The following is a 12,059-nucleotide window of genomic DNA, read 5'->3' on the forward strand; positions in this document are numbered from 1 at the left end:
GAGCACTCGCGCATGGAGACCGGGCGCCTGCGTTTGCGCATCGAGCCGGTGGCCCTGGACGAGGCCCTGCAGGAAGCCATGCGGCGGGTTCAGACGGAGGTGGAGAGGCGGGGACATGTCGTGCGGGTGGAACTGCCGGAGGTTCCGCCGCAGGTCCCTGCAGATCGGGAACGGCTGATCGCCATCCTGAGTAAGATCCTGGACAACGCGGTGAAATACACCCTGCCGGGAGGGGAGATCTGGGTGCGGGCGATGCAGGTGGGATCTGAATGGGTGTGCGAGATCTCAGACAATGGGATCGGGATCGCGCCCGAGGATCAGGAACATCTGTTCACCCCTTTCTGGCGCTCGGAGGACCCCCGGGTCCGAGAGGTGCCAGGCTTCGGGCTGAGCCTGGCGGTGGCCCGGGGCCTGCTCCGCGCGATGGGGGGCGGGATCGAGATCGAGAGCCAGCCCGAACGTGGAACCTCCGTGCGCATTCGGTTGCCGAACGCCTCCTCGGATTAACCCGTGGCCGCGGATGCGGCTTCCACCAGCCAGCGGAACGGCCAGAGGTGGCGAGGGTCCTCTTCGAACAGCAGCTCCGGATGCCATTGCACAGCCAGCACCCGCGGCTGCGAATGCCCCTCCGGGCGCCAGATGAAGGCCTCGACCACCCCATCGGGAGCTTCCGCCAGAATCTCCAGCCCCGGGGGCAACCGATCGCGACGGGGAATCCCCTGATGGTGATAGGAGTTGACTTGCAGCACCTCGCTGACCCCGTGGACTTGCAGGAGATCAGCGAGCGCCTGGATCGGATAGAGGCGGACCGGATGGGCGAGCGCCGGCGGGGGCTGATCGCTGTCGTGGGGCAGTTCGGTGATCTCCGGGAGATGCTGGCAGAGCGTCCCACCCCACGCGACCGCCAGCACCTGGAAGCCGCGGCAGATCCCCAGGATCGGTCGGCCCGAGGCCCGCGCAGCCTCTACCAGGGCGAACTCGAAAGCGTCCCGCTCTAAATTCACTCCGTCGGTTTCCGGGTGGGGGGAGGCCCCATAGCGGGCCGGCTCGATATCGCCGCCTCCGGTGAGCAACACCCCGTCCACCCGCTGGATGAACTCTGGCGCGGCTTGCGGTGGGAGGTTGGGGATCATCACCGGCAGCCCACCTGCCTGCCACAGCGCCCGCAGATAGGCCGTCTCGGTGGCGCTCCAGGCCCGGCCCAGCGATCCGGTCTCCCGCGTGTTCTTCACCGTGACGCCGATAAGTGGTCGCCGCATATGGTGTCTATCTCCCTTCGAGCGCTTCTGCTGGAGTGAGAGCGTTCATCATCTATGCGATGTGATGAAAGAACGTTAAGGCGCCGCGCTATGAACAACGCGATCGCTGGTCTAGCTCATAGGCGATACAGCGTCTGAGCGTTGCGATAGAGAATAGCCTCCGCCGCCGCCTCGGCCTCGGCGGCGGTCAGATCCCCATCGTGCACGGTGGCTTCCAGCACTTCCCCCAGGATCCGTCGCCCCCAACGTGCTCCCAGATAGAACAGCTCGGGGATCAAGTGGGCATCCGTGGAAAACAGGATCTTGCTGATCGGAGCGAGTTCCAGGAAAGCGCGAACGACGAAGGCCATGCCGGATCGGCTGAGGAATGGGATGGCCAGGCCGAGATCCGTATAGACATGAGGATAGACCGCGGCAAGATAACCGGCCTCACGGGTGTACGGGTAGGAGGCGTGGAGTAGCACGAAGGGCACCCGTTGGAAACCCGGATGTTCCAACAAGGGACGCAAATGGAGCGGGTTCGCCCACCGCAGATCCAGATCCGGATCCCCGAAACCCGTGTGGAACTGAACGGGCCGGCCTTGCCTGGCGGCGGCCTCCAGGGTGCACCACACCACCCAGTCGTTCAAGGGCTTGTGGGCCAGCCGGAGGCGCTCTCCCTGTTCCACTTGCTGTCGCATGGCCTCGAAAGCAGAGCGGGCGGCTTCGGGGTCTGGAGCCTCTACGGCGAGCCCGGTCCGATAGGCAACGATGGTCTTAAAGCCTACCACCTCCGGCCCAGGGTCCTGGAGGGCGGCCCGGAAGGCTTCCTCGAAAGCGGGCCAAGTCGGGGTCTCAGCGATCAAGCGCTCGGCCAGGAACTCGACCCGGAGCAGCCGGTAGGTTCGGACGAAACGGTTATGCCATGCGGTCGGCATCGCCTGGTCCGGCATGAACCCATCGTCCAGGAGGATCGACTGAAAGCCGGCGGCCTCAAAGCAACGCCGAACCACCTCCTCAAACCCCAATCGCTCCCGCGCTTCGAGAATCGCGGCCAGGTTCGGCTCACAGCCCAATATCCCGGCGATCTCCCGCATGCTGCGTCGGAAGAAAATCGTCTCCTGCGCATGGCGGGTGACCACCTCCGCGGCATAGCCCTCCGTGAAAGCGGAGGGGTAGGCGAACGTCCGCGCGTGTTCCGGGCGCAGCAGGTTATGGGCGTGCTGATCGATGATTGGGACGGTCGAGAGGTTCATCGCTAATATCGTTCCAACAGGATTCGGACCTCTTCTTCGTGTGGTAGATCTTTCAGCGCCTCCCACTCCATCCGACGGACGGCGAGGTAGGAGCGTGCGAGCTCTGGCCCCAGGGCCTGAAGGAGGACCTCATCGCGCTCGAGGGCAGCGAGGGCCTCGCCCAGCGTCGTCGGCAGTGGCCGGATGCCCCGAGCAGCCCGTTCCGCCTCCGGAAGGTCCGCGGGGTCCAACTGGACCGGCTCCCCCGGATCCAGATCCCTCTCCAGTCCGTCTAAACCGGCCGCGATCACTGCCCCCAAGGCCAGATATGGATTACATGAAGGATCCACTGTCTTCAGCTCGATATGAGTGACCGGCCGGCCGGCTGGGGGCTGAGGCACGCGCACGGCTGCCTCCCGGTTGCCATAACCCCAGCAGGTGAAGGCCCCACTCCAGAAACGGGGGTGGATCCTCTTGAAGGAGTTCGGGCTGGGGATCGTGAAGGCGGTGAGGGCGGGCAAGTGATGGAGAATCCCTGCGATAAACGCTCGGGCCTCCGCGGAAAGCGTCTCAGGACGGCGCGGGTCAGCGGTCCTGTTCTGCTCGCCATGCCACAAGCTGAAGTGGAGATGGGCACCACTGCCTGCTTTGTCAAGGAAAATCTTCGGGACGAAGGAGGCAGTCAGGCCATGGCGGCGCGCGACGGCCCGCACGGTCTCACGGAAAGCGATCTGGTTGTCTGCCGCCCGCAGCGCTTCCGCGTAGCGGATCGGCATCTCGAACTGGCCAGGTCCGGACTCCGCATAGATCATCTCTGGGACGATCCCTTGAGCCTCCAAGGCAGAGGTCAGATCCTCGAGCACCGGCGTCATAGCGTCCAGGGCGGCCGTCTGGGCGAACACTGTGGAATCGGCGGGGATCACCTGACCGCCCTCCTGACGGAGCAAATAGAATTCGTTCTCAAAGGCCGCCATGATCCGCCATCCCCGCTGTCCAGCCCGTTCGATCATACGACGGAGAAACGATCGTGGGCAATGAGGCCATGGCCGATCTCCTTCGTAGATATCGGTGAGCACCCGGGCGTGGCCAGGGGCGTACGGCAGCGGGGTGAAGGTCGTCCAGTCCGCTCGCATGTGGACCTCGCCGGCCGGCGTCAATCCGGCGTCCGGGGCTAAGGCGTCGTACATCACCGGGAGGGCCTGCTGGGCGGCGGCGATCCCCACGCCTGCCCCCTCAAGGTAGTCCTCCAGAAAGGTCGCATGGACTGCCTTAGCGCGAATGACACCGGCATTATCGCACCAAAGGAAACGCACGTAGCGGATCCCATGGTGTCGGATCGCCGTGCGGATGGCATCCTTCCATTCAGCCATGGCTTCTTCCTCCGGGCCTCGGGTCGTCGTTGAGCAGGGCCGGGCCCTCATGGCCCGGCCCTGTAGAAGGACAACGTCCCTGCGCTCATGGCGCTGGGACTTTCTGGGGGACTCGCTCAGCGGCCAGGGTGAACTTCCCACCCCTAACTTCGATCACCGTCACCCCTTTTTGGGGGATGTGGGATTGCGGCGAGTAGTTGATCACCCCAGTCACTGCGGGGAAGTCTCGGATGTTTTCCAGCGCTTGTTTGATCGCCTGTCCATCGGTTGACCCGGCCCGCCGGATAGCCTCGGCCAGGACATAGACCGCGTCATATCCCAGTGCGGCGAAGACGGCCTCCGGCTCGGTGCCATATTTCTGTTTGTAGGCGGCCACGAATTTGCGCACCTTCTCGTTGGGGGAGTCCGCAGTGAGCAGAGAGTGGGTGGTGAAGAATACGTTCTCGGCTGCCGGGCCAGCGACCTGGACCAAGAGGGGAGTGTCATAGCCGTCGCCGCCCACAATGGGGCCGGTGATCCCAGCGTTCCGGAATTGCTTCACGATCGTCCCCACATCGTCTGGCAGGGCGGAAATGTAATAAAAGTCCGGCTGCTGGGGCAAGGCTTTCACCTTGGCGATCTGGGCTGAGAAGTCCTTGTCACCGGATTGATAGGTGTCCTCTAGCACGATAGTTCCACCCAGCTCGGTAAAGCGCGCCTTAAAGTATTTGGCCAGCACCGTGGTGTACTCCGCACCTTTGTCCCACAACAGATAGGCGGTCTTGCCGAACTTCTCAAAGGCGAACTCGGCCCCCACGGCCGCTTGCACATTGTCGCCGAAGGGAGTTAGGAAGAGCATATCCCCTACCTGTCCAGGCAGGCGTGGCGAAGTGGCCCCGACCGTGATGAAGGGGATCCCGGCGCGCTGGCAGATAGGGCCTGCCGCCAGCACGTAATCGGAATCGTTGAACCCGATGACGGCGACTACCTTATCTTGTTCGATCAGCTGGGTGACGACTGTTGCTGCGGTCGCTGGGTCGGTCTTGGTGTCGCGGATCAACAGCTCCACCGGACGGCCCATCACGCCACCGGCGGCGTTGATCTCCTCGGCGGCGAGCCGGGCCCCGTTGGCTGCCGGCACATCGATGGAGGCCATCCCACCGGTCAGGTTGAAGGGCGCACCGATGCGGATGGGCTCCTTCGCCATCGGCGTTTCGGCAGGGGGAGGCGATGCAACGGGGGCGGCCGTCGGCGTGGCCGCCGGCGGGGCGGCTGGCTGGCAGGCGGCCGCTGCCATGAGGAACACCAAAGCGAGTGCGGACCATCGATGCAGCGGGCGCATGGCTATCCCTCCTTATGAGGATGAAGGATCAGCTTTCCGAGCGCGCAGGGCTCCGACGGCGGCCTTCCGCCTCTCCAGCCAGAGCGCCAGACGCTCGGCGATCGCCTCTGTTCGGAGCTCCTGATCCCCTAGCAACCCTTGGCGGCGAAACGTGATGAGGAGAATCAGCAGCACAGCCAAGCCGATCTGACTGAGGCCATAGAGCGGGCCGAACATCCAGGGTCCAATAGCGAAGCCGGGCTCCAGGTTGCGGAGGATCTCAGTGCTGGCCATCACCAGAAGCGTTCCAAGAACGGAACCGCTGATACTGCCCATGCCCCCCACGATCATCATCACAATGATCTCAAAGGTTTTCGAGAAATAAAAGGCGTTTGGCGAGAAGGCGGTGAGGAAGTGTGCCCAGAGCCCACCGGCGATCCCGGTGAAGAAGGCGCTGATCCCGAAGGCGATCTGCCGGATTCGCGGGATGTCCACCCCCGAGCCCCGGGCTCCCCATGGATCATCGCGGGCGGCGATGAGCTGTAGGCCCAACGGCGAGTGTTTCACTCGCCAGGCAACGTAGAGGTTCAGAGCCGCCCACAAAGCCGCCCAGCCCAACGTGGTGAACGGAGGCACGCCGGAGAAGGTCCGTGTCCCCCGGGTGAAAGCCTCCGCGTTGATCAGCACCACGCGCGTGATGATCAGAAAGCCCAGAGTGGCCACGGCGACGAAATGACCGCTCAGCCGTAACACCGGAATACCAATGAGGATCGCTATGATCATCACGATCAGGCCGCCCAGCAAGAGGGCGGGAAGGAAGGGTAAAGCGAATGAGTTGAGGGGAGGTGGCAGGTCTGGCAAATTCACCGCCTTCAGGGTCACTGGGAGCGTCAGGATCGCCGAGGTGTAGGCCCCCAGGGCCATAAAGCCGATGTGGCCAAGGGAGAAAACGCCTGTGAGCCCGGTGAAGAGGTTCAGGCTGACCACCAGCATCAGGTTGATCAAAAACAGGACCGCCAGGCGTTCTAGATAGGCGTTTCCTCCGCGTGCCACTGCCAGGTATGCCCCGCCCAACAGCAGCAACAGGAGGGCGCGCAGCGCCCATTTCCATCGAGCCGAGGAAGCCACCATCTCAGACCCGCTCCGCCTCCAGGTAGCCCAGGACGCCACCTGGGCGCACCAAGAGGATGAGGATCAAAATCCCGTAGACGAAGGCATCTCGGTAGCCCACGATCCCAGACGGCAAAAAGCCCTGGAGCATGATCTCCAATGCTCCCAGGAGATAACCTCCTAAGACGGCACCGGGAATTGTCCCGAATCCCCCAATCACACAGGCGACGAAGGCCTTCAGAACCGGCTCGAAACCCATTGTGGGGTTGATCGTCCCTACATGAGCGATCCACAATATAACCGCCAGTCCAGCCATGGCTGAACCAATGGCGAAGGCCAGCATGGTGACTTTGCCGATCTCAATTCCCAATAATTGCGCCGCTGTCGGGTTCTCAGCTGCCGCCCGCATGGCCAGGCCCAAGCGGGTGCGGGTGACGAAGAGGGCGAGAGCCCCCAGCGCGAACATGGCGCTTCCGAACGCCCAAAGATGGATGGAAGGCAGGAAGAGGTTCCCGCCGATGTGGAGCACCTGGGTGAGCAGCGCCGGCATGGGGAAGGGACGGGAGCGAGGGGAGAACAAAAGAATGGCCAGGTTCTCTAAGAAAACAGCCACCGCAAAGGAGTTCAGTAACAGCGCAACGTCTGGGGCCCCACGCACCGGCCGGTACGCGATTCGTTCGATCAGTAGGCCCAGAGCGGCCGCACCGGCAATGGCCCCTATGACCACGGCTGAAAAGGGCCAGCCGTGCTGCAGGAGGAGAAGGCCAATGTAAGCGCCGGCCATCATCACCGTGCCGTGGGCGAAATTGATCAGCCGCATCACGGCGAAGACCATGGCCAGGCCAACTGCCATCAAGGCATACTGGCTTCCCAAGCCCAGGGCGTTGATCAATTGCTGGATCCAGAATCCCAGGGAGCCTATCATGGACATCGGATTTCCCCCTCCAGCTCTCTATCCTAACGACCCAGGTAGATTCGGATCAGATCGGGGTTTTCCCGCAGGCGGGCCGCCGTGTCCGCCAGGACCAGTCGCCCGCTCTCCAACACATAACCGCGGTCCGCCAGGTCCAGGGCCTTCTCCGCGTTTTGTTCGACGATCAGCATCGTCAACCCATGTGCCTTCAACTGGGCCAGCGCCTCGAAGACCTCTTCCACCACCCGGGGGGCCAACCCTAGGGAAGGCTCGTCCAGCAATAGGACCTCCGGATCAGCCATAAGGGCGCGAGCAATGGCCAGCATCTGCTGTTGTCCGCCTGAAAGCAGCCCTGCCGGCTGATCGAGACGCTCCTTCAGCATCGGGAACAGGGCCAGCGCCCGCTCAAGATTGCGGCGTTCCCGGACAGGATCCCCCAGTCGGTAACCTCCCAGAAGCAGGTTCTCCCGTACGGTGAGGCTCTTGAAAACCTGACGGCCCTCCGGGCACTGAATGATGCCCATGCGGGCGATCTGAGCCGGGGAACGCCCGGTGATTTCCTGGCCGCGGTAGAGAACTTGCCCTCGCACTGGACGCAGCAACCCCGAGATCACCCGGAGCGTCGTGGTCTTGCCTGCCCCATTGGGCCCCAGCAGAGCGACCACCTCGCCGGCTCCTACCGTGAGGGACAAGCCGTGGAGGGCACGGATCGCCCCGTAAGCCGCTTCCAGGTTACGCAGCTCCAGGACCACCGGATCGTCCAAGGAAGGCCTCCAGCACCAGCGGGTTGCTGCGAATCTCCTCCGGGGTTCCCTCGGCGAGCAGAACGCCGGAGCTTAGGACATGCAGGCGGGGGCAGAAACGCATCACCACTGGCATGTCGTGAGCGACCATCAGGATGGTCATCCGGCGTTCCCGATGCAAATGGACCAGCTGCTCCATTAAGGCCTCGCTCTCCTCGGGATGAAGCCCAGCGGTGGGCTCATCCAACAGGAGCAAGGAGGGTTCCAGGGCGAGAGCGCGGGCGATCTCGACCCTCCGTTGATCCCCGTAAGACAGGGTGCCAGCTGACCGATGGGCCAGATGTCCAATCCCCATGCGTTCCAGGAGGTCCATGGCACGTTGCCGCAGCATATCCATTCGCCGATGTCCCGGGCCGAAGTTGAACAGCGTCGAAAGGACATCAGGCGGATGGTGGATCGTCATCGCCACCAGCACATTCTCCAGAGCGGTTAACGAGGGAAACAGGCGGATGTTCTGAAAGGTGCGAGCGATCCCCAGGGCAGGGATGCGGTGAGCCGGAAGGCGAGTCACGTCCTGTCCACGAAATCGGATACGACCCGAGTCTGGGCGGAGGAACCCACTCAACAGGTTGATCAGCGTCGTCTTGCCCGCACCGTTCGGCCCGATCACCCCCAGGATCTCACCCTCCCGCATAACCAACCGGTAGTCCTGCAGCGCCACAACCCCTTGGAACCGCTTCGTTAACCCCTCTACTTCCAGCAGGGGGTGGGACGAGGAGGAAGCAGCCAGAGCATCCGCTGGCCCTGGCCGGATCGCGCTGTCAGTTCCCTGGGAGGAACAGGGAGTGAGGGATATGGCTCCCATACCCGGCCCCTTTCCCGCCAAATGCACAAAGGTGAATAAATTTTCAACTTTGAATTATTTGCTTATTGTATGAAAGACAGGTGAGCTTGTCAAGTATCATCCTGGCTCGAGCTGTTTTATTTTTGGTGAGGGTGTGGGGAGGTCCCGAGGATAAAGGTTCGGTAAAGCCATGCCCCAGGGTTGGGGGCCTGAGCGTCAGTTCGGCCCGTTTCCAACTTATTCTTCCAACTCGGCCGCTGCCCGAGCGATATCCTCGGGAGTGATGGCCTCGATGTTGTACCGGGCCAGCCCTTCGCGGATGCGAGCCATGACCTCATCGAATGACATCGTGACGATCCGTTTCCGACGGATAGGGTTGACTTGGGAAAGCACAGCCTGTTTGAGGAAGGGGTAGCGGATTCCCCTCTCCTGCAACGCCTCCAGGATAGGCTCCACTAGTTGATCGATGGATTCGATCACCTGGGCCCGGCGCTCCCGCTCCTGCATCGCTTCGCGCATGGGCAGATCCAGGAAGCGATCGACCTTCCGAAGGATCGGCACGTATCCGGCCCCAGCAAAACGTTCCTTTTGATCGTATAGGATACCGAGCGTGATCAAATAGGCTTCCTCAAACTGGAAGGCGAAAGCCCGTTCCAACGCCTCCGGGTGGTCCTCCCGGAGGGTTCGATACATTCGCAACACCTCCAACGCCTTTTCCCGGAGATTGTGGGCCTTCTCCGTGTTCAGGCTGAGGATGTGATAGGCCACCGCAGGATCCGGAATCAGAATGGCCGTAATGGTCCGGGCCCCCAACCGGACCATCGCCTCGCGTCGATGATTGCCGTTCGGGGTCCAGTATCGGCCATCCGGGGCCCGGATGACCACAATCGGGTCGATAAAGCGGCCGATCCCCTGGATGACGGCCTTCAGCCGCTCCACATGATGGGGCGAGAGATCCCTCTGATAAGGGGTAGGCACCACACGATCCAACGGCAACTCCACGAGCAGTTGCCATCGATGGGCGTAAGGCTCTCGATAAGCCGCCCACACCACACCGCCATCTGCTTCGACCTGTTGGATCAGTTGTTGAATCGCCTCAGGGACCTGTTGAGCCATCGTCCATCCCTCCAATCTAAGGTCATTTCTTGATTTAGCATCCATCCTTGCAGGGAAATAGGAGGATCGGGCTCTACATGTTAATGATTATTGCAGTTATTTTAATTGGCGATTCGCAAATTGACATATCCATGCGTTCAAATTAGCATGTAAATACAGCCACTGCGAATGGATCGGAGGCCGTACAGAGCCCATTCCCCCTGTCCAAGGAGGTGCCCCATGGCCAAGTTGCTCCGGGTCAATATGACCGATTTATCCGCTCGCTTTGAAGATGTACCGGAAAAGTATGCGTTGTTGGGCGGCCGGGGCCTCACTTCCAGTATTATTTATGATGAAGTGCCTCCGCTCTGCCATCCCCTGGGGCCCGACAACAAGCTGGTGATCGCCCCGGGCATTGTCAGCGGCACCAAGGCGCCCACCTCCGGTCGGACCTCCTTTGGCGGAAAGTCCCCACTGACCGGCGGCATCAAAGAAAGCAACGCCGGTGGCCTCTCCTCTCAGAAGATCGCTCGCCTGGGCATTAAAGCGATTATCGTTGAAGGCCAGCCGAAGGAGAAAGGGCGTTTTTACGTCTTGAGGATCGACAAAGACGGCGCGCGTCTGTTGCCCGCGGACCATCTCAAAGGGAAGGGAATGTATGAGGTCTGCGATCTCCTCTGGAAGGAGCATGGGGAGGGCGTGGCCATCATCGGCATTGGGCCGGCCGGGGAGATGCTCATGAACGCGGCCGGGATCTGTGTCAATGACCAGGAGAACACCGCTGGCCGCTATGCCGGGCGCGGCGGCTTGGGCGCTGTGATGGGCTCGAAGGGCCTCAAGGCCATCGTGATCGATGACCGGGGCGGGCCCGGGGTGGAGATCAAGAACCCCGAGCTCTTCGAGCAGGGGATCAAGAAGCTCACCCAGGCCTCCCTCACCCACGATGTCACCAAGAAGGGCGGCGCTCTTAACACCTACGGCACGAACGTCCTGGTCAATATCATGAACGAGGCCGGCGGTTATCCGACCCGCAACTTCTCCTCCGGTCGCTTCGAGCTGGCCTCTCAGATCAGCGGCGAGACCAAGGCTGAAATCATCCACAAACGCAACGGCGAGGGAGCCACCGGCCATCCCTGCCATCCCGGTTGCATCATCCAGTGCTCGGATCGCTGGGCCAACCCCGATGGGACCTTCAAGGTCTCGGTGATGGAATACGAGTCGGTCTGGGCGCTGGGCGCCAACTGCGGGATCGGGGATCTGGACAAGATCGCCGATCTGATCTGGCTCTGCAACGACATCGGGGTCGATACCATCGAGATGGGCGATACCATCGCCGTGGCCATGGAGGCCGGGTTGCTGCCCTTCGGGGATGCCGATGGGGCGATCCGCCTGCTGAACGAGGAGGTCCGCCATGGCACCCCGCTGGGCCGGATCTTGGGCAACGGCTGTGTCTTCACCGGCCGCGCCTTCGGCGTCACCCGGGTCCCGGCGGTGAAGGGTCAAGGGATGCCGGCTTATGAGCCGCGGGCCGTGAAGGGGATCGGCGTGACCTACGCCACCTCCACGATGGGCGCCGATCATACCGCCGGCTACACCATCGCCCCGGAGATCCTGGGCGTCGGTGGCAAGGCGGATCCCTTTGCGGTCCAGAAGGCCGATCTCTCCCGGGCCTTCCAGGCTACCACCGCCTTCATCGACTCCACCGGTTATTGCCTCTTCGATGCTTTCTGCGTCCTGGACATCCCGGAGGGCTTCGAAGGCATGGTGGAGTCGTGCGCGGGTGTGCTGGGGGTGAACTGGACCACTCAGGATGCCATCCGGCTGGGCTATGAGATCATTCGCAAGGAGCGGCTGTTCAACGAGGCCGCCGGGTTCACCAAGGCGCACGACCGTCTGCCGGACTTCATGACCAAAGAGCCGCTCCCACCTCACAACACGGTCTTCGATGTCCCGCCGGAGGAGCTGGACGCTGTTTATGACTTCAGCAAGTGGCCCAAGGAGGTGGTGGGGGAGTTCGCCAGCTGAAGCGCGGCCCCCTGGCGGTTGGGATCGATCCTCGGGGTGGGGAAACGATGATTCCCCACCCCATGTTTTTGGATGGTCACTTCATTCGGTAATGAATAACTTTTCGGAGTTCTCGTGAGGAGGCGGAAGGACCCCACCCCCCTCATCCACCACCCCCGGGGGGGGGGGGGGGGGGGGGGGGGGGGG

11 protein-coding genes are annotated in these 12,059 nt (G+C 62.5%); 2 read left to right on the forward strand and 9 right to left on the reverse strand.

Annotation, left to right across the window (positions count from 1 at the left end; translation table 11 throughout):
- Window positions 1-507: sensor histidine kinase (locus ACFMO5_RS05290; protein ID WP_376791710.1), on the forward strand; the 507-nt coding region annotated here is incomplete at its 5' end.
- Here ACFMO5_RS05290 and ACFMO5_RS05295 read toward each other — a convergent pair.
- From ACFMO5_RS05295 to ACFMO5_RS05335, 9 genes are all read right to left on the reverse strand, one after another.
- Entirely contained in the window at window positions 504-1,259 is a 756-nt protein-coding gene (locus tag ACFMO5_RS05295; protein WP_376791711.1) for a gamma-glutamyl-gamma-aminobutyrate hydrolase family protein, read from the reverse strand. The two genes, ACFMO5_RS05290 and ACFMO5_RS05295, sit on opposite strands and share 4 nt — an antisense overlap.
- A gap of 116 nt (window positions 1,260-1,375) precedes the next feature.
- On the reverse strand, window positions 1,376-2,494 hold the full coding sequence (locus ACFMO5_RS05300; protein ID WP_376791712.1) for an amidohydrolase family protein: 1,119 nt from the start codon (window positions 2,492-2,494) through the stop codon (window positions 1,376-1,378).
- A gap of 2 nt (window positions 2,495-2,496) precedes the next feature.
- On the reverse strand, window positions 2,497-3,843 hold the full coding sequence (locus ACFMO5_RS05305; RefSeq protein ID WP_376791713.1) for a glutamine synthetase family protein: 1,347 nt from the start codon (window positions 3,841-3,843) through the stop codon (window positions 2,497-2,499).
- Between the two features lie 85 nt (window positions 3,844-3,928).
- On the reverse strand, window positions 3,929-5,164 hold the full coding sequence (locus tag ACFMO5_RS05310) for an ABC transporter substrate-binding protein (RefSeq protein ID WP_376791714.1): 1,236 nt from the start codon (window positions 5,162-5,164) through the stop codon (window positions 3,929-3,931).
- Between the two features lie 12 nt (window positions 5,165-5,176).
- On the reverse strand, window positions 5,177-6,274 hold the full coding sequence (locus ACFMO5_RS05315) for a branched-chain amino acid ABC transporter permease (protein ID WP_376791715.1): 1,098 nt from the start codon (window positions 6,272-6,274) through the stop codon (window positions 5,177-5,179).
- A gap of 1 nt (window position 6,275) precedes the next feature.
- Window positions 6,276-7,184, reverse strand: a complete 909-nt coding sequence (locus ACFMO5_RS05320) for a branched-chain amino acid ABC transporter permease (protein WP_376791716.1) — start codon at window positions 7,182-7,184, stop codon at window positions 6,276-6,278.
- A 26-nt stretch (window positions 7,185-7,210) separates the two neighbouring features.
- A complete protein-coding gene (locus tag ACFMO5_RS05325) occupies window positions 7,211-7,930 on the reverse strand; it encodes an ABC transporter ATP-binding protein (protein ID WP_376791717.1) in 720 nt (239 codons plus the stop codon).
- A complete protein-coding gene (locus tag ACFMO5_RS05330; protein ID WP_376791718.1) occupies window positions 7,899-8,774 on the reverse strand; it encodes an ABC transporter ATP-binding protein in 876 nt (291 codons plus the stop codon). The genes ACFMO5_RS05325 and ACFMO5_RS05330 overlap by 32 nt, the downstream gene beginning before the upstream one ends.
- A 216-nt stretch (window positions 8,775-8,990) precedes the next feature.
- Window positions 8,991-9,869 (reverse strand): ParB/RepB/Spo0J family partition protein, encoded by an 879-nt coding sequence (locus tag ACFMO5_RS05335; protein ID WP_376791719.1) that lies wholly within the window; start codon window positions 9,867-9,869, stop codon window positions 8,991-8,993.
- A 219-nt stretch (window positions 9,870-10,088) separates the two neighbouring features.
- On the opposite strand from ACFMO5_RS05335, the gene ACFMO5_RS05340 reads away from it, so the two are divergent.
- Window positions 10,089-11,873 (forward strand): aldehyde ferredoxin oxidoreductase family protein, encoded by a 1,785-nt coding sequence (locus ACFMO5_RS05340; protein ID WP_376791720.1) that lies wholly within the window; start codon window positions 10,089-10,091, stop codon window positions 11,871-11,873.
- Window positions 11,874-12,059: the final 186 nt, after the last annotated feature.

This window comes from Thermoflexus sp. (assembly GCF_042408365.1).
GTDB lineage: Bacteria > Chloroflexota > Anaerolineae > Thermoflexales > Thermoflexaceae > Thermoflexus.